Annotated in this window: 12 protein-coding genes; 2 read left to right on the forward strand and 10 right to left on the reverse strand. The window is 61.8% G+C overall.

Features of this window, described 5'->3' with window-relative positions; genetic code table 11:
- Nucleotides 1-262 precede the first annotated feature (262 nt).
- The 10 genes from V7M64_RS20380 to V7M64_RS20425 all read right to left on the reverse strand — a co-directional run bounded on the left by V7M64_RS20380 (nt 263) and on the right by V7M64_RS20425 (nt 14,913).
- Nucleotides 263-496 (reverse strand): formate dehydrogenase subunit delta, encoded by a 234-nt coding sequence (locus V7M64_RS20380; RefSeq protein ID WP_333681770.1) that lies wholly within the window; start codon nt 494-496, stop codon nt 263-265.
- Complete coding sequence (gene fdhD, locus V7M64_RS20385) at nt 462-1,349, reverse strand: formate dehydrogenase accessory sulfurtransferase FdhD (RefSeq protein ID WP_333681772.1); 888 nt, start codon at nt 1,347-1,349, stop codon at nt 462-464. Before fdhD ends, V7M64_RS20380 begins: the two co-directional genes overlap by 35 nt.
- Nucleotides 1,330-4,209, reverse strand: a complete 2,880-nt coding sequence (gene fdhF / locus V7M64_RS20390) for a formate dehydrogenase subunit alpha (protein ID WP_333681774.1) — start codon at nt 4,207-4,209, stop codon at nt 1,330-1,332. Before fdhF ends, fdhD begins: the two co-directional genes overlap by 20 nt.
- A 137-nt stretch (nt 4,210-4,346) precedes the next feature.
- Nucleotides 4,347-5,933 (reverse strand): NADH-quinone oxidoreductase subunit NuoF, encoded by a 1,587-nt coding sequence (locus tag V7M64_RS20395; protein WP_333681775.1) that lies wholly within the window; start codon nt 5,931-5,933, stop codon nt 4,347-4,349.
- Entirely contained in the window at nt 5,930-6,430 is a 501-nt protein-coding gene (locus tag V7M64_RS20400) for a formate dehydrogenase subunit gamma (RefSeq protein WP_333681776.1), read from the reverse strand. Before V7M64_RS20400 ends, V7M64_RS20395 begins: the two co-directional genes overlap by 4 nt.
- Before the next feature lie 145 nt (nt 6,431-6,575).
- The gene (locus V7M64_RS20405) at nt 6,576-8,219 is read right to left on the reverse strand and encodes an OFA family MFS transporter (protein WP_333681778.1); all 1,644 of its coding nucleotides are present in this window, start codon (nt 8,217-8,219) and stop codon (nt 6,576-6,578) included.
- A 364-nt stretch (nt 8,220-8,583) separates the two neighbouring features.
- The gene (locus V7M64_RS20410) at nt 8,584-8,979 is read right to left on the reverse strand and encodes a type II toxin-antitoxin system VapC family toxin (protein WP_333681780.1); all 396 of its coding nucleotides are present in this window, start codon (nt 8,977-8,979) and stop codon (nt 8,584-8,586) included.
- A complete protein-coding gene (locus V7M64_RS20415; RefSeq protein WP_333681782.1) occupies nt 8,976-9,209 on the reverse strand; it encodes a hypothetical protein in 234 nt (77 codons plus the stop codon). The genes V7M64_RS20410 and V7M64_RS20415 overlap by 4 nt, the downstream gene beginning before the upstream one ends.
- 141 nt (nt 9,210-9,350) lie before the next feature.
- On the reverse strand, nt 9,351-12,569 hold the full coding sequence (locus tag V7M64_RS20420) for a hypothetical protein (protein WP_333681784.1): 3,219 nt from the start codon (nt 12,567-12,569) through the stop codon (nt 9,351-9,353).
- 175 nt (nt 12,570-12,744) lie between these two features.
- On the reverse strand, nt 12,745-14,913 hold the full coding sequence (locus tag V7M64_RS20425) for a TonB-dependent receptor (RefSeq protein WP_333681786.1): 2,169 nt from the start codon (nt 14,911-14,913) through the stop codon (nt 12,745-12,747).
- A 370-nt stretch (nt 14,914-15,283) separates the two neighbouring features.
- On the opposite strand from V7M64_RS20425, the gene V7M64_RS20430 reads away from it, so the two are divergent.
- Nucleotides 15,284-18,400, forward strand: a complete 3,117-nt coding sequence (locus tag V7M64_RS20430; protein WP_333681787.1) for a hypothetical protein — start codon at nt 15,284-15,286, stop codon at nt 18,398-18,400.
- Nucleotides 18,401-18,504: 104 nt separating this feature from the next.
- Nucleotides 18,505-18,768 (forward strand): hypothetical protein (locus V7M64_RS20435; protein WP_333681789.1); only part of this gene is annotated, 264 nt, incomplete at its 3' end.

The following is an 18,768-nucleotide window of genomic DNA, read 5'->3' on the forward strand; positions in this document are numbered from 1 at the left end:
AAGCTGCGTCATATCCATGTCTTGCTGCGGATTCGCAAAGCCGTGCCGGACACTAGTGAGCGAAAGCTGGAATCCAGCGACTTGAAAATCTGCAAAGGCACTGGATTCCAGCTTTCGCTGGAATGACGGACTGATGGCACTGAATTTCCATGGAAAATTTTCGATGCGGGGTGCTATGCCCGCGCATTTCTGAAGAACTTCATTTTCCCCGGACTGCAGTGGGCCTGCGTCGGACTGACGGTGGATGCATTACGGCAAGCGGTCATGCATGCAGTTTGCTGTCGATCTCCGCCAAGCGCTGCACGCCCTTCTTCGCCAGCGGCTCCAAGCCTTCGCCGCCTGCCGCCAGATGTGCCACGATCTGCTTGCGCATGCCTGGCTCCCAGAACCGCTTCAAGTGATCGGCGATACCAGCCACGCCCAGCGCCTCATCCGGCTCGGCGGCAAAGTAATGGCCGATGTCATTCACCATCGCCACCAGGCGTTCGATATTCATGCCGTTGCTCCTGCGCGTGCAGCAAGCGCTGCGGGTGAGTGTAGACGACGTAGCTGCCCGGCCGCGCGAAGCCGATCAGCGTCATATGCGTGCTTTCGGCCAGATGCATGGCCAGCGCGGTGGGCGCGGAAATCGCCGCCATCACGGTGATGCCGGCGCTCGCGGCCTTGGTGACCATTTCATAGCTCGCACGACTGGTAACGAGCAGAAAACCCTGCTGCGAACGGAGGCGCGCCTTCACCATGGCGCCGATCAATTTATCCAATGCGTTATGGCGGCCGACATCTTCGCGCACCAGCATGATGTTGCCGTCCACGTCGATCCAGGCTGCGGCATGCACGGAACCGGTTGCGCTGTTCACCGGCTGCATGGACTGCAACGCATCCAGGGCACGCTCCAGCGCGACAGTTTCGATGCGCGGCCCAGGCCCGACGGGAGCAGGATGGCGCACGGCATCTTCCAGCATGCGCGCACCGCACAGGCCGCAGCCGCTGCGTCCCGGCAGCAAGCGCTCGCCACCCTCGCCGGCACGCTGGCCGACCACATCGGATGCCACGTGCATCGCCAATTCCACGCCTTCCAGGCGCGGGCGCACTTCCATCGACAACAGGTCGTCCGGCTTCGCCACCAGGCCTTCGCTCAACGAAAAGCCCAGCGCGAAATCCTCCAGATCCAGTGGTGTCACCATCATCACGGCGAATGGCACCTCGTTGTAGAGCATCGCCACCGGTACTTCTTCGGTGATGGCATCGCTCACCTGCTCGCGCTCGCCAAGGCGATAGCGATCCACCTGGCGCATCACGTAGCCGCGGCCTTGATCAGCACCGGATGGATCAGGACGTTTCGGCTGCATCCAGCAAAGCCTGCTGCGTTTGAGAGAACGCCTGGTAACGCTGCTGCCATTCGGAAGGCTGGTTGACCCGCGTCACTTGCACCGCCGTTACCTTGTATTCGGGACAGTTGGTGGCCCAGTCCGAGTTCTCGGTGGTGATGACATTGGCGCCGGAGCCGGGAAAATGGAACGTCGTATACACCACGCCCGGCTGCATGCGCTCGGAAATGCGTGCACGCAACACGGTCTGCCCGGCGCGGCTCCCGATGCCCACCCAGTCGTCTTCGCGGATGCCGCGTTCCTCCGCATCGTGCGGATGGATTTCCAGACGATCCTCGTCATGCCATGCCACATTGGGCGTGCGGCGCGTCTGCGCACCGACGTTGTATTGGCTGAGGATGCGGCCGGTGGTGAGAATCAGCGGATATGCCGCGTTGACCTTCTCCGACGTCGGCACGTACTCAGTGAGCATGAAACGGCCCTTGCCGCGCACGAACTCGCCCACATGCATCACTGGCGTGCCTTGCGGATGCGCTTCATTGCATGGCCACTGGATCGAGCCAAGCTGGTCGAGCTTCTCGAAGCTCACGGCGTGGAAGGTGGGTGTGAGGCGCGCGATCTCGTCCATGATCTCGGACGGATGCGTGTAGTGCATGGGACAACCCATCGCGTTGGCCAGCAGTTGCGTCACTTCCCAATCCGCATAGCCGTTCTTCGGCTCCATCACCTTGCGCACGCGCGAAATGCGGCGTTCGGCGTTGATGAAGGTGCCGTCCTTTTCCAGGAACGAGCAACCGGGCAGGAACACATGCGCGAACTTGGCGGTTTCGTTGAGGAACAGGTCCTGCACTACCACGCATTCCATCGCTTCCAGTGCGGCCGTAACGTGCTGCGTGTCGGGGTCGGACTGCGCGATGTCTTCGCCTTCGATATACAAACCCTTGAAGCTGCCGTCGATGGCGGCCTCGAACATATTGGGAATGCGCAGGCCGGGTTCGTCATGCAAGTGCACGCCCCAGGCCGCTTCGAACGATGCACGCACCGCCGCATCGCCCACGTGGCGATAACCGGGAAACTCGTGCGGGAACGAGCCCATGTCGCAAGAGCCTTGCACGTTGTTCTGCCCGCGCATCGGGTTCACGCCCACGCCTTCGCGGCCGATGTTGCCGGTGGCCATGGCGAGGTTGGCAATGCCCATCACCGCCGTGGAACCTTGCGAGTGTTCGGTAACGCCCAGGCCGTAATAGATCGCTGCGTTGCCGCCGGTGGCATAGAGGCGAGCGGCGCCGCGGATCATCGCCGCCGGAACGCCGGTTTCCGCTTCCAACGCTTCGGGGCTGTGTTTTTCCTGTGCCACGAACGCGCGCCACTTGTCGAAGGCAGGCTTTTCGCAACGCGCGGCGACGAAGGCTTCATCGACCAGCCCCTCGGTAACGATAACGTACGCCAGGGCATTGAGCACGGCCACGTTGGTGCCGGGCCGCAGCTTCAAGTGATAGTCCGCCTTGATGTGCGGCGTGCGCACCAGGTCGATGCGGCGCGGATCGATCACGATCAGCCTGGCGCCCGCACGCAGGCGCTGCTTCATCTGCGAACCGAACACCGGATGCGCATCGGTGGGATTGGCGCCGATCACCAGCACCACGTCGGTGTAGCGGATGGAATCGAAATCCTGCGTGCCGGCCGATTCACCCATGGTCGACTTCAAGCCGTAACCGGTGGGCGAATGGCAGACGCGCGCGCAGGTATCCACGTTGTTGTTGCCGAAGCCGGCGCGCACCAGCTTCTGCACCAGGTAGGTTTCTTCGTTCGTGCAGCGCGAGGAGGTAATGCCGCCGATCGAGAACTTGCCGTATTTATCCTGCAGCCGCCTGAACTCGCTGGCGACATGCGCAATCGCCTGCTCCCAGCTGACGATGCGCCACGGATCGGTAGTCTTCTGGCGGATCATCGGCCTATTGATGCGATCCGGATGCGTGGCATAGCCGATCGCAAAGCGCCCTTTCACGCAGGAGTGGCCATGGTTGGCGTGACCGTCCTTGTTCGGCACCATGCGTACGATTTCCTCGCCTTTCATCTCGGCGCGAAAACTGCAGCCCACGCCGCAATAGGCGCAGGTGGTGACGATGCTGTGTTCGGCCTGGCCAAGCTCGATCAATGAGTTTTCCGACAAGGTCGCGGTAGGGCAAGCCTGCACGCAGGCACCGCACGACACGCATTCGGAATCCAGGAAGAGGTTGTCCTGGCTGGCCGAGACCTTCGACTCGAAGCCGCGCCCCTGGATGGTCAGCGCGAACGTGCCTTGCACTTCGTCGCAGGCGCGCACGCAGCGCGAACAGACGATGCATTTGGACGGATCGAAGGTGAAGTAAGGATTGGATTCGTCCTTGGGCGCGAACAGCGGATTGACCTCGCCGCCTTTCGTCTTCGCAAGAACGTGGTTTTCGCCCTCGTAGCCGTAACGCACTTCGCGCAGGCCCACCACGCCAGCCATGTCCTGCAATTCGCAATGGCCATTGGCCGGACAGGTCAGGCAGTCCAGCGGGTGATCGGAGATGTACAGCTCCATCACGCCACGGCGGATCTCGGCCAGCCTGGGCGTTTGCGTGCTGACCTTCATGCCTTCCGTAACCGGCGTGGTGCACGATGCGGGATAGCCTTTGCGGCCTTCGATCTCGACCAGGCACAGCCGGCAGGATCCGAAGGCGTCCAGCATGTCGGTGGCGCACAGCTTGGGAATATTGATACCGGCCTGCGACGCGGCACGCATCACGGACGTGCCTTCCGGCACGCGGATGCTGCGGCCATCGATGTCCAGCGTGACCTGCTTGTCCGATGTGACGGCGGGGGTGCCGCGGTCGATGTCGACGATGGACAGCATGACTAACTACCTCCTCAGCGGTACATAGCCCATCTCCCCTTCGGGGAGAGGAGTTGGGGTGAGGGGTGAAGGCTTGCCGGAAACTTCAATCAAGCCACTGCCCTGCACCTGCATAACTTCACCGCAAGATTCGCCCCTCACCCAACCCTCTCCCCGGAGGGGAGAGGGCTTAAAAGCGAGTGCTTCTTGTCTTCAAAATCCTCATGAAAATGATCCAGCGCACTCAACACCGGAAACGGCGCCATGCCACCCAATGCACACAACGAACCCGCCACCATGGTTTGGCATAGATCGCGCAGCAACACTTCGTTGCGCGCCTTTTCCGCCGCATCGCCGGCAACCATGCGATCAATCACTTCCACGCCGCGCGTGGAACCGATCCGGCACGGCGTGCACTTGCCGCACGACTCGATCGCGCAGAACTCCATCGCGAAACGCGCTTGGGCCGCCATGTCGACGGTGTCATCGAACACCACGATGCCACCGTGGCCAACCATGCCGCCGATGGCTGCAAACGCTTCGTAATCGATTGGTGTATCCAGTTGCGACGCGGGAATGTAGGCGCCCAACGGACCGCCCACCTGCACTGCGCGCACAGGACGCCCGCTTGCCGTGCCGCCGCCGTAGCCTTCGATCAGCTCACGCAACGTAAGCCCGAAAGCGCGTTCCACCAGCCCTGGCTGTTTTACGTTGCCGGCCAATTGCAGCGGCAACGTGCCGCGTGATTTGCCCACGCCATAATCGCGATAGAACGCCGCGCCACGATCCAGAATGATGGGTACCGTCGCCAGCGTGATCACGTTGTTGATCACCGTGGGCTTGCCGAATAAACCTTCGATAGCCGGCAACGGCGGCTTGAAGCGCACCTGCCCGCGCTTGCCTTCCAGGCTTTCCAGCAGCGAGGTTTCCTCGCCGCAGATATAGGCACCGGCGCCCATGCGCACTTCCAGGTGGAAGGCCTTGCCGCTGCCGCGGATATCGTCGCCGAGATAACCGCGCGCCCTGGCCGTCTCGATGGCCGCGTCCAGCGCGCGCTGCGCATGCGGGTATTCGACGCGCAGATAGATATAGCCGCGCGTAGCGCCAACCGCCAGGCCGGCAATGGTCATGCCCTCGATCAGCACGAACGGATCGCCTTCCATGATCATGCGATCGGAGTACGTGCCCGAATCGCCTTCGTCCGCATTGCAGACGATGTATTTCTGCTCGGCGCCTGCATCCAGGCAAGTCTTCCACTTGATGCCGGCGGGAAACGCTGCGCCACCGCGGCCGCGCAAACCCGAGTCGGTGACCGCCTGCACGATCGCCGCCGGTTCCATTTTCAATGCCGTGGCAAGGCCTCGATAACCATCGTGCGCCAGGTAATCATCCAGGCTGCGCGGATCGATCACGCCGACGCGCGCGAACGTCAGCCGTTGCTGGCTCTTCAACCAAGAGATGTCCTCGCTGAGCCCCAGCTTCAATACATCGACGCCGCCGTGCAGAAAGTCGGCATCGAACAGGCCCAGTACGTCGGTCACCTGCACCGGACCGTAGGCAACACGGCCAGCAGGCGTTTCCACTTCCACCATCGGCTCCAGCCAGTACAGGCCGCGCGAACCGTTGCGCACGATGCGCACGTCCAGGTTGCGTGAAGCGGCCTCGCATTCGATCGCCTTGGCCACGGCATCGGCGCCCAGCGAGACGGCGCTGGCATCGCACGGCACGTAAACGGTAATGCTCATTGCGCCTCCGCCAGCAGCCATGCGTCGAAGCTTGCCGGCGTCATGCGGCCCTTCAGTTGATCACCCACCATCATGGCCGGCGAGCACGCGCAATTGCCGAGGCAATACACCGGTTCCAGGGTGAATGCACCGTCTGCGGTGGTTTGATGGAAATCCACGCCGAGCCGCTGCTTCACATGCTGCTCCAGCTTCGCCGCGCCCATCGACTGGCAGGATTCGGCGCGGCACAGGTAGATGGTGCGCTTGCCAGCCGGATGCGTGCGAAAGTAGTGATAGAACGTCACCACGCCATGCACGTCGGCGCGCGACAGGTTGAGTTCGCGCGCAATCAGCGGGATGGCTTCTTCGGGTACGTAACCCAGCGCATCCTGCACGCCATGCAGGATGGGTAGCAAAGCGCCGGGCCGATCCTTCAGCCTGGCGGTCACATCGAGTACGGCACCGCGAGTCCTGTCATCGATCAGCGGCAGCGATGCGATGTTTTTTGCGGGGTTCATAATAGAAAAATCCTCAGCAGCTATCGCTCTTTCCGTGCACCACTATCTATTCCATGGCCGTCATTCCCGCTTTCGCGGGAATGACGGCCATGGGAGCATCGCATCCAGCTTAGAAAGAATCGATTTTCAGCATCCAAGCAACACCTCAAAACAACGCGGCAGCCTTGCTCAGCGCAATCCACACGCCGATCAGGAATGGAATCCCGACCGCCGCCCAGGCAATCGCACCCACGATGCCGAAAGCGCCACGCGCCGCCTGCTCGGCATTGGCCATGACACCCGGCGCCTCGTGCTGCAACGAACGTTCGCGCGCGAGTTCCTCGTCGGTCATATGGTGCGCTTCCTTGACCGGCCTGACCATTAAATTGGCGATAAAGCCAATCAGCAGCAGGGCGGCCAGGATATACAGCGTGCGGTCGTATACCAGGTTCTTGGCAACACCCGCATCCAGCTGCGCCTGGCGCAAGGCGGCAATCAGGAACGGACCGATGACACCCGCTACCGACCACGCGGTGAGCAGCCGGCCATGGATGGCGCCGACCATCTGCGTACCGAAAATGTCGGCCAGGTAAGCCGGCACGGTGGAGAAACCGCCGCCGTACATCGACAGGATCACGCACACGGTGATAACAAACACGCCCGCCATGCCTAAGTGACCCAGCGTGGGCAAGACGCAGTACAGCGCGATGCCGAGCAGGAAGAACACGGTATAGGTGGTCTTGCGGCCGAGGAAATCCGACATGGATGCCCAAAAAATACGGCCAAGGCTGTTGAACAGGCTGATCAAGCCCACCAGGCCGGCTGCCGCAGCGGCAATCGATGCCTTCTGCGCGACCGTGAGCGACGCCGTTGCGGCAGCTCCCAGCAGGCGCGCGCCGAACACTTCCTGGAACATCGGGCTGGCCATGGCGAGCACGCCGATGCCCGCCGTCACGTTCATGCACAACACGATCCACAGCATCCAGAACTGCGGTGTTTTCCACGCCACGTTCAAATGTACGTGCTTGGTGGTGATCAGCGTGTTGGTGACGGCCGGTGGCGTCCAGCCCAAAGGCTTCCAACCGCTGGGCGGCACGCGGAAGCCGAATGCGCCGGCCGTCATGGCGAGGAAGTAGAGAATGCCCATCACGATCAACGTGCTGGCGACACCCGCCACTTCGCCATGAGCGAAGCGCGCCATCAAGGCCACCGCGATCGGCGCACCGATCATCGCGCCACCGCCAAAACCCATGATCGCGAAACCGGTCGCCAAGCCGCGGCGGTCCGGAAACCATTTGATCAGCGTGGACACCGGTGCGATATAGCCGATACCCAGACCAATACCGCCAAGCACGCCGCATCCCAGAAACACCAGCCACAGCTGGTGCATTGACACTCCGATGCCCCCGATCACCAACCCGCCACCCCAGCACAAGGCCGCGATAAAGCCAGCCTTGCGCGGTCCCGCATGCTCCAGCCAACCGCCCCAGATCGCGGCGGAAATACCCAGCATGGCGATAAACGTTTCAAAGATGTGCGTGACGGCAGGCACCGTCCAATTGCACGACCCCGCAAACAGCTGCGCGAAAAAGCCGAGGCTTTCGCAACTGGCCGCGCCCGGAACCAGCTTGCTCATCGGCAGCCAGAACACCGAAAAACCGTAAGCCATGCCAATGCACAAATGGATGGCCAAAGCCGCCGGCGGCACGAACCAGCGATTGAAACGAGGCCCTGCGATGGTGCGTTCCCTGGCCAACCAACCTGACGTCGCTCCCGCTGACGCCGGTACAGATTCAGGCACTACGGTCATGCTCGTTTCCCCATGGTTCGCTCGAGACAATATGCCGCATAAGTGGGCCATCCGACTCTAGCTCAAATACATGAGAAGAATGATTACAAACTTGAAAAGCGTGCGAGGCTGCTGCTTCGCAGCATGATTGGTGCATCACACATGCGAAGTTTTAGGCATTTGCAGTCTTGTATGCGCAACCTGTCCATGCGCCACCTACGGCTCCTTCAGGAGACTGGCGGTTGCAAACATCACGGAGGATTCGGCAAGAGGCCCAATAGACGAAAGGTGGAAATTCCGGATGCTTCATCCTTCGCCGGAATGCCAATCTTCGTTAGTTCGCATCCCAACCTGCGCACAGGAGTTTCGTCCAACTTGCGAATTATCACCAGATCGTCTTGACGTGCCTGTAGCTACGAATCTTTTCGTCGCGCGTCACGAGTGAAACAGCCAGCTTGCGTGCCGTCGCCACAATCATGCGATCGGCCGGATCATTGTGAAATTCACCGGGCAAATTTACCGACTTCACGCTGATTTCGACGTCCACGGGAATAAAGCGAACCGCATCGATTTGCGCCACTGTACTAAGCCAACTCTCCACATCCATTGACAGTACAAGTCTTTCGCGCGCTACCAACATAGCGATTTCCCAGGCCGAGATAGCAGAAATCACAATTTCGCCACCATCCAGCTCATGTTCGATAGCCTTTCTGGCTTTAGCGCTCAGGCCATCATCGCCGTTCACCCACCAAACCAGCGCATGCGTGTCGAGAACGATCACCGCGCCGCTTCCCACGCCACACCTACCGGCGCCGTTGGGTTGCTATAACGAACAACCGAGCCGCGCAGTACATCAAGCGGATTACGATCACTGCCACGGTACGGCCGGACTTCCAAGGCAGGCTTGCCGTGATCGGTTACAACCACGCTTTCACCCGACGCCTCGATCTGCCGGAAAAATTCAAGCGCTTTTGCCTTGAATTCAGACTTGGAAACCTGATTGCCTTCCATTGTTGCCCGCTCCCATGGTCATTGAATATAGTCATAATTTAGCTAAATTATGACTATTAAGACAAGTCATTTCATAACCAGGCCGTGGCAGCAGAAAAGGCCCAAGGCCAGGATGCAGTCCCAGCCTTTTTCAGCCCAGCCTTATGGAACATCATCCGAATCAGCCGGCCCTTCGGCATGAAGCTGATTCGCCGCCGGCACGCTGATCGCCTTGATGCTCGCGGCATGCAGCTTCGCGTTGAGCGCAGGTAGATCTGAATTGCGAATCGATTGCCACTGCGCAACGGCTTTATCGAGATTCGCCTTGTATTCGGCAAACGCCTGCCGCTGCCCGCCGGTGGGAGCGCGATCGGCGCCTTCCACGTCGCTGGCGATGGCGGTGAGCGCATCGTTCATGGCTTCGAGGTTGGTGGAGTTTTCGCTGTCGCCGGAAACGAGCGAGTCGGTTTTCTTGCGGAGGCTGTCGATCTGCTCGTGCAGCGATGGGTTGCTGCCGGCCTTTTTCTCGGCATCGTCGAGTTGATCGCGTACGGCATCGACCTCGCCATGGGTTTGCCAGACGTGTTGCAGCGCTGTGCCGACGTCGCGCGAGAAGGCCAGGCCTTCGGCGAGGGCGTTCTGGTCGATCGTGACGCGCGGGTCGGGCACGACGTTCAATGGTGCGCGATAGGATTTGCCATCGACGGTGAGCACCACCTGGTATTTACCCGGCAATGCCAGCGGACCTTCGGGCGTAAGCGGCGTATCGGAATCCCAGGTGGCGGCGATGCTGTAGCCGTAGAGCAAAGCCTCCGGGCGCGGATAGCGCAGGTTCCACACGAAGCGGTGCATGCCGGCGCTGGTGCCGAGTTTTTCCGGCGTACCCAGCCAGCCTTTCTGGAAGTAGCGCCGGGCCGGCAGGTTTTCCGGTTTGTCGGCGCTGGAGTAGTGGCGCACGGTTTTGCCGTCGCTGTCGAGGATGTCCAGCGTGACGGGGCCTTTCGCGGTGCTTGCCAACTGGTAGTCGATGATGGCGCCGGCCGGTGGGTTCTGGCCGAGCGGTTCGTCGGGCGGCAGTGGCGTGTCCTTGTTTTCGTTGGCGCGCACGCGCACGGCATCGGCCGGTGTGTAGAGCGTGGTCTTGCGTGCGTTGTCGGCGCCGGCCTGGCGCAGCGGCGTGATGTCGTCGAGAATCCAGATTGCCCTGCCCTGCGTGCCGGCGACCAGGTCGTTGCCGTGAATGGTGAGGTCGCGCACCCATGCGGTGGGCAAATTGCGTTGGAGCGATTGCCAATGCGCGCCGTCGTCATACGACACGTATACGCCGCGATCGGTACCGGCAAACAGCAAGCCTTCGCGCTGCGTATCGGCACGTACCACGCTCACGAAATCGTCTTGCGGCAAACCCGCGGCGATATCCGTCCAGGTTTTGCCATAGTCGTGCGTGCGCCACACGTGCGGATGGAAATCATCCTGGCGATGGTTGTCGACCGCGGCGTAGGCAGTGCCCTGCTTCAACGTGGACAGGTCGAGCGAACTGACGATGCCCCAGTGCGGCAGTTCTTTCGGCGTGACGTTCTGCCAGTTCTTGCCACCATCGCGCGTGTATTGAATGGAACCGTCATCGGTACCGATCCAGATTTCATCGTTGCTGAAGGGCGACGGTGCGATGCTGTAGATCACGCCGTATCCGCAATCGCGCGCCTGCTGCGCGTTGGGATTGCCTTGGCAGCCCTCGGTAGCGCCTTCTTTCTTTGCGCTGAGATCGGGGCTGATCACGTCCCAGTGCTGGCCCTGGTCGGTGCTGCGGAACAACACCTGCGCGCCGAGGTAAAGCGCATACGGCGGCTTGGCGGAAAACGCGATCGGCGTGATCCAGGTGTAGTGGTATTTGAAGTTGGTGGGGCGTTGGCCGTAGCTGCTCACCGGCCATGCGGTCACGTTCTGCACGACGCCGGTGCGGCGATCCCAGCGCGAGACGCGGCCACCGAGACCGGAGCCGAACACGATGTTGGGATCGTCCGGATACGGCACGTCGTAATCACGCTCATCACCGCCCACCGGGCGCCAGTCGCGATAGGAAATGGAACCGTAGTCGCTGCGGCTGGCGATGCCGACGGTGCCAGAATCCTGCTGGCCGGAATAAATCCAGTACGGGAATTGGTTATCCGTGGCGAGGTGGTAGAACTGGCCGGTGGGTTGGTTGTACCAGCTGCTCCAGCTCTTGCCGCCGTTGACGGTGACGACGGCGCCTTGATCGCTTGCCGCAATCATGCGCGTCGAGTCGCGCGGATCGATCCACAGGAAATGGTAATCGTCGCCGCCCGGCGCACCTTTGAAGATGGCCCAGTGCTTGCCGCCATCATCGGAACGACGGATGGATTGTCCGGCCGAATAGATGCGATCGCGATTTTGCGGATCGACGGTGATACGGCTGAAGTAGTCGTTCGGCTGCCAGGATTCATGGCTTACCGCCTGCCAGGTGGCGCCGCCATCGTCGGAACGATACAGGCCGCTGTCCTTGCGCGGATTGGCGGAGTTCACCACGGCATACACGCGATTGCCGCTTGCCGTGGCGATGCCGATGCGCGCCAGCGTACCGGCCGGCCAACCGTTGCCGGTGATGCGCTTCCAGGTCACGCCACCGTCGGTGGACTTGTACAAACCGCTGCCCGGCCCTGCGTTCGGCTGAAAGTAGGACAGCCAAGGATAGTTGCGCACCTGCCAGGTTGCGGCGTAGACGATGCTCGGATTGGACGGATCGGCAGCGAGGTCCACCACGCCGGTATCGGCATCGACAAACAGCGTTTGCTGCCAGGTCTTGCCGCCATCGGTGGAACGATAGACGCCGCGTTCCTTGTTCGGCCCGAAGTAATGGCCGAGCACGCCGACCAGCAGCGTGTTGGCATCATGTGGATCGACGATGATGCGGCCGATGTGCTTGCTCTCGGTAAGGCCGATGTGCTGCCACGTCTTGCCGCCGTCATCGGAACGGTACATGCCGTTGCCGGCAGCGACGTCATAGCGCGCGGCCACCTGGCCGGAGCCGGCGTAGATCACGTTGGTGTTCGAAGGCGCCACGGCGATCGCGCCGATGGGTGCGGCGGGCTCGTTGAAGCTCGGCTGCCAGGTGCGGCCGGCGTCTGTCGTTTTCCACACGCCGCCACCGGCGGTGCCGATGTAGAAGGTATCGGGTTTGCTGGGATCGCCGGCGGCCATCGTCGCCCAGCCGCCGCGGAACGGGCCGACGAGGCGCCATTGCAAGGCGTCGCTGGCGTGGTTCGGTGTTGGCGGCGTGTCCGCCTGCAACGGCACTGCGCTGGCGAGCAGGCACGCGCAGGCGAGTGCGGAAAGAGGACGGAGAAGAGCGCGTGTCGACATGTGAACTCCCGCTGCGAAGTGATGAGCAACCAAGACCGAATGCATGCTACTTCCGTACGCTCGGCCTCTCCTCACCGTCATTCCCGCGAAAGCGGGAATCCATCTTCACCATTTGCATCAGAGCAAATGGATTCCCGCTTTCGCGGGAATGACGGCCACGTAAGATTGAGTGCGCCTAATAACTCAACGCAAACCCCGTATACCAAGTCCTGCCAAACGCCGGCTCCAGTCCATTCTGCCAAACGCGATCGAAGTAATGCCGATTGCCGAGATTGCTGACACCTGCCAGCAAGCGCAGCGAATGATTCAACTGCCAATCCGAGGCCACGTCCACCACCGTATAGGCAGGCATGCGCGCCGGCATATACGTGATGCCGCTGCCGTACGGCTGATCGGAATCCTGCCAATACTGCGCCGCCGAGGACACCGCGGTGAGGCTGAGCTTCACGCGTTCGTTGCGCCAGGTCACACCCGTCTTGACCAGATAGTCCGGCGAAAACGCCGGGGTTTTGCCGACCTGGCCGGGAATGGCGCTTGCGACGAACCTGGCGTTGAGCAGGCTGGCATTGAAGAAGGTTTCCAGGTGCTGGCCTTCGGTAGCCAGCTCGGTCGGCGCGAAGAAATCGTAGTCGAGCTGCGCTTCCAATCCGCGGCTGCGCGTGTTGCCGGTGTTGACGTAAACGGTGTCGATCGCGTTGATGTATTGCGTTTCCAGGCGATTGCGGAAATTGATCCAGAACACGCTCACGTCGTAGTAAAGACCGGTGACCGGCGCGCCGTGCACGCCGGCTTCCCACGACACCGACTTGGACAACTGCGCGGCATGGCCTTCCAGCAAGTTGCTGAAAGGCGGTGCGACGTCGAAAAAGCGCAACGGGCGCCAGCCTTGCGACACGTTGAAGTAGGTTTCGTTGCCGTGGCCGAAATCGTTGCCCAGCCCCAGGCCTAACAACGGCAGATGGCGCGTATCGGTTTCCTTGATCAGCGGGCGCGACAGGAACGGTGGGCGCACGGTTTCGTCGACGGAGATGCGTTCGCGCTCCAAGCGCACCGACGGCACGATATGGATACGATGCGGCAGGCGAAACACGTTCTCGGCAAACACGGCGTTGTACTGCGAGTTGCGGCGCTGGTTGAGGATCGGCCTGCCACTGCGGTCATCCGGCGCCACCATCAGGTCCGCACTGCTCCACTGCCGGAACGGATCGCTGCCGTAGTACATCACCGTGCCGATGGTGAACGCATTGCCATGGCCCCAGTGCTTGCGCAGGCGCACGTCGGCACCGTAGGTGCGGAAGGCTTCGTCTTGCAAAGTCGTGCTGCTCGGCGGCAGCTGGCCAGGCAACGGCGCTTTCGCTGCGCGGCTGACCAGGTCCTGGTAGGTAAACCACAGCTTGGCATCCAGCGACCATTGGTCGCCGAAATCATGCGTATGGCCCAGCACCAGCTGATCGCGGTTCACCCAGTCGCGGTTATAGGGCGTGGTAACGGTACGCGGGTCCTGCTGCCATTGCGTATAGCTAAGCCGCCCGGCATCGCCGGAGACGGCACTGATTGCATGGAAGTCCAACCACCACTGCTGGTGCTCGTCGGGCTTGTAGGCCAGGTAGAAATCAGCTTGCCGGTTCTGCGAACCGTCATTCGCGCGCGTGCCGTCGCTATGCACATAGCCTGCATCGGCGCGGAACGCCCATGCACCTTGATTGCGCTCGATCACGTTGTAGCTGGAAAACAGGCCGTGTTCGCCGACGACGTTTTCAGTGCTCATGCTGAGCGGCGTGTTCGGCGCCGGGCGCTTGGAGACCAGGTTGATCACCGGCGCCGGCTCCGGTCCATACAGCAGGCTGGAACCGCCGCGGATAAGCTGCACTTCGGACAGGCTCTGCGTCATCGGAAACGCGTAGAGCGTGGGAAAGCCGATCCAGTCGCCTTCCATCGGGATGCCGTCCTGCATCACCAGCACGAATTCCGACTCCTGCGGATTGCCGATGCCGCGATAGCTGAAGTTGAACTGCGTCGGCGTCGGCTGTTCGGAAACCAGCACGCCGGGCGAGCGGGCCAGCGCCTGGTTGAGGTTGTTGCCGATCACCGTGGGCTGGTTTTCCAGATGCGTCACCGTGGTTTTCTTGGTGACGGTGATCCTGGGGCCATCCACCTCCGGCATCTGGTATTGCAGCTTGGCCTGCTGGTATTTGCGCCAGTCGCTGGCGTGGACGCTCACCGCCGGCAGCTTGGTGGTCTTGTGGCTGGCAGGAACCTGATCATCATCTTGCGCCCAGGCAGCGAGCGAAACCAACGGCAGCAACAAGGCAAACGGCAGCGCGGCGCGGCGCAACGGCAACATGCAGGATCCAGGCAACGGCGAGGGAGCCGCCTCTTATCGCGCATGTGGCCGCGCTTGGCTATATGCCATCGGTTTACCCTTTGGAATCGAGGATGACGGCGTTACAGTGGAGCGACAACTCCCTTTCCTCTCCAGCGAGAGGGCCAGGGTAAGGGGCAACCTTGCGTTACTACATGGACGTCATTCCCGCGCAAGCGGGAATCCATCCGGCTTTTGCCTGAGATCAACGTGGATGCCCGCTTGCGCGGGAATGACGGCAGCATGAAAGAACGCGGCATGCTTGGTTCAAGGCAAGAGCGGCCCCTCACCCCAGCCCTCTCCCCGCAGGGAAGAGGGAGTAAACCCCTCTCCCCGCAAGAGATAACGCCCCGTGCAACTGCGCCGCCTTGCTCTACTCGCCTTCGGCATCACCACCGCCTTTGCCGCCCACGCCACCGTCGATCCTTCTTTATTCCAGGATCTGCACTGGCGCCTGATCGGCCCCTTCCGCGGCGGCCGCGTGCTGGCCGTTACCGGCATTCCCGGCGACGACCGGCATTTCTATTTTGGTGCGGTGGATGGTGGCGTGTGGAAGACCAATGACGCCGGCCGCACCTGGCAGCCGATCTTCGATGAGGAACGTGTCGGCTCGATCGGCGCGATTGCCATCGCGCCATCGCGGCCGGATACCGTGTACGTCGGCACCGGCGAAGCGGACATGCGCTCGGATATCGCGCATGGCAAAGGCATGTACAAATCCACCGATGGCGGCAAGCATTGGACGCACATCGGCCTGGACGACACGCGGCAGATCGGGCGCATCCTGGTCGATCCGCATAATCCGGACGTGGTGTACGTCGCCGCACTGGGCCACGCCTACGGGCCGAATGCGCAACGTGGTGTCTTCCGCTCCACCGATGGCGGCCAGCATTGGGAAAAGGTGTTGTTCAAGGACAACGACACCGGCGCGATCGACATGGCGTTCAAGCCGGATGATCCGAACACCCTCTACGCCTCGCTGTGGCAGACGCGCCGCCCGCCGTGGAGCGTGTACCCGCCTTCCAACGGACCGGGCAGCGGTTTGTACGTGTCGCACGACGGTGGTTCGCATTGGACGCAAGTGCAAGGCAACGGCTTTGCCGCGCATCCCGGCCGCATCGGCGTGGCGACCGCGCTCAGCGATCCCAACCGCGTTTATGCCTTGGTCGATGCGGCCAATGGCGAAGGCGGCCTCTACCGTTCCGACGATGCCGGCGCCCACTGGAAGCATGTCACCGACGATCAGCGCATCTGGCAGCGCGGCTGGTATTTCAATCGGCTCACGGTCGATCCGAAGAACGCCGATCGCATCTACGTGATGAACACCATCGTGTTGCGCTCGGACGACGGCGGCAAGCAGTTCATCGCGTTGAAAGGCGATCCGACCGGTGACGACTTCCACGAGATGTGGATCGACCCGACCAATTCGAACCGGCAGATACTCGGCATCGACCAGGGCACGCTGATCACGCTCAACGGCGGCACGACATGGAGCAGCTGGTACAACCAGCCGACCGCGCAGATCTATCACGTCAGCACCGACAACCGTTTCCCGTATTGGGTGTATGGCGCGCAGCAGGATTCCGGCGCGGTGTCGCTGCCCAGCCGCAGCAGCAGCCATGACGGCATCACCATGCAGCAATTCCATGAACTCACGCCCGGCGGCGAGAGCGACATGATTGCGCCTGATCCGGACGATCACGACATCGTCTACGGCGGACGCGTGGACAAGCTCGACATGCGTACCGAACAGGTGCGCAGCGTCGATCCCACGCTGGCCTATCCCGCTGCGCATTATCGCGCCGCGTGGACACTGCCGCTGCAGTTTTCCAAGCGCGATCACAAGGTGCTGTATTTCGCCAATCAGCGCTTGTTCCGTACCTCGGATGGCGGCGAGCATTGGGCGCCGATCAGCCCCGATCTCACGCGTCCGGATGCAGGCATACCTTCCAACCTCGATGCGCCGACGGCCGCGGACGACAATCACGTCGACAAGCAGCGCGGCGTGATCTACACCATTGCGCCCTCCCCGCTCGACGCGAAATCATTGTGGGTCGGCACGGACGATGGTCTGGTGTGGCGCACCAGCGACGAAGGCGCGCATTGGAGCAACGTCACGCCGGGTGCGCTGACGCCATGGTCGAAAGTGGGCGGCATCGAGTTGTCGCACTTCAGCCCGGACGTGGCGTATCTCGCCATCGATCGCCATCGGCTCGATGACGATGCACCGTATATCTATCGCACTACCGACGGCGGCAAGAGTTGGCAGCGTATCGACAACGGCATTCCGGCCGACAGCTTCGTGAATGTGGTGCGCGAAGATCCCGTCCGCAAAGGCCTGCTCTATGCCGGCACCGAAAAAGGCATGTTCGTGTCGTTCGATGACGGTGCGCATTGGCAGCCGTTGCAACAGAACCTGCCATCGACCTCGGTGCGCGATATCGACGTGCACCAGGATGACCTGGTGATCGCCACCCACGGCCGCGGCTTCTGGATCATGGACGACATGACGGCGCTGCGGCAGATGGACGGCGCAAGCACCCAGGCGGCGACGCTGTTCAAGCCGGCCGATGCGTATCGTGTGCGCCATCCCGCGTTCACCGGCACGCCCATGCCGAAGGACGAGCCGCTGGCGGAAAACCCGCCCGATGGCGCGATGATCGACTACACCTTGCCGCAACACGTCAAAGGCCCGGTGACGCTGACCATCCTGGATGCGCAGAACAACACCGTGCGCAGCTTCAGCAGCGATGACAAGCCGCCCATGCTCGATCCGGCGAAACTTGAATTCGCGCCGGCATGGGTGCCGGTTCCCACGCCGCTGCACACCACGCCCGGCATGCATCGCTTCGTGTGGAACCTGCGCTACGCCGGCAAGGGCGAAGAGGGGCGCCGGCATCAGAAAGATGGCGTGTGGGCCGTGCCCGGCAACTACACGGTGGCGCTATCCGTCGATGGCCACACTTACCGGCAGCCGCTGGTCATCAAGCCGGATCCGCGCGTGACCGTTTCGGTGGCGGCCATACAGCGCGAGTTCGACTTGGCCATCAAGGTGGAAACGGCCGCGGGCCAGGTGGCGAAGGCCAGCGCAGAGGCGAAACAACTGCTGCAGGCGCTGGACGATCGGCAGTCGCATGCCAGCGGCGCGGTGCATGATCAGGTTGCGGCTTTGATAGCGCACGCTTCGGATGTTTCAGGCATGCCGCTGCACGCCGATCCGCGCAATACGATCGGCTCGCCGCCACGCCGCACGGATAGCCTGCGCGCCTTGTCGATGAACCTGGAAACGCTGCTTGCGGCGGTGGACGGGGCCGATGCGGATCCGAGTCCGGATGCGCAGGCCTCGTATGCCACATTGTCGAAAACGCTGGGGGCGACGCTGGATGAATGGCAGAAGTTGAAGCAGCAGGATCTGGCGGCGCTCAACGACAAGTTGAAGGCGGCTGGGCAGAAGGTGATTACGCTGTAACTGCTGCTCCCTCCCCTGCTTGCAGGGGAGGGGTGAGATCGCTGACCCGTACTTAAGGTTTTCAGTCACCGGAAACTCCCACTCGTCATTCCGGCGAAGGCCCATTGCTGTCCGGGGAAAATGAAGTTCTTCAGAAATGCGCGGGCATAGCACCCGGCATCGAAAATTTCCCATGGAAATTCAGTGCCATCAGCTCGTCATTCCAGCGAAAGCTGGAATCCAGTGCCTTTGCAGATTTTCAAGTCGCTGGATTCCAGCTTTCGCTCACTGCTGTCCGGCATGTATTTTGCGCTGCTTCGCAGGCAATCCACACGGCCGTCATTCCCGCGAAAGCGCACTGCTGTCCGGGGAAATTCGATCATGCGAAG

Source organism: Dyella sp., assembly GCF_036746095.1.
GTDB lineage: Bacteria > Pseudomonadota > Gammaproteobacteria > Xanthomonadales > Rhodanobacteraceae > Dyella_B.

Coding starts and splice junctions, on each gene's coding strand:
- fdhD (WP_333681772.1), bottom strand. CDS start 1,349: ATGCAGCCGAAACGTCCTGATCCATCCGGTGCTGATCAAGGCCGCGGC.
- fdhF (WP_333681774.1), bottom strand. CDS start 4,209: ATGCTGTCCATCGTCGACATCGACCGCGGCACCCCCGCCGTCACATCG.
- V7M64_RS20415 (WP_333681782.1), bottom strand. CDS start 9,209: ATGGAAGGCAATCAGGTTTCCAAGTCTGAATTCAAGGCAAAAGCGCTT.
- V7M64_RS20395 (WP_333681775.1), bottom strand. CDS start 5,933: ATGAGCATTACCGTTTACGTGCCGTGCGATGCCAGCGCCGTCTCGCTG.
- V7M64_RS20380 (WP_333681770.1), bottom strand. CDS start 496: ATGAATATCGAACGCCTGGTGGCGATGGTGAATGACATCGGCCATTAC.
- V7M64_RS20425 (WP_333681786.1), bottom strand. CDS start 14,913: ATGTTGCCGTTGCGCCGCGCCGCGCTGCCGTTTGCCTTGTTGCTGCCG.
- V7M64_RS20420 (WP_333681784.1), bottom strand. CDS start 12,569: ATGTCGACACGCGCTCTTCTCCGTCCTCTTTCCGCACTCGCCTGCGCG.
- V7M64_RS20405 (WP_333681778.1), bottom strand. CDS start 8,219: ATGACCGTAGTGCCTGAATCTGTACCGGCGTCAGCGGGAGCGACGTCA.
- V7M64_RS20400 (WP_333681776.1), bottom strand. CDS start 6,430: ATGAACCCCGCAAAAAACATCGCATCGCTGCCGCTGATCGATGACAGG.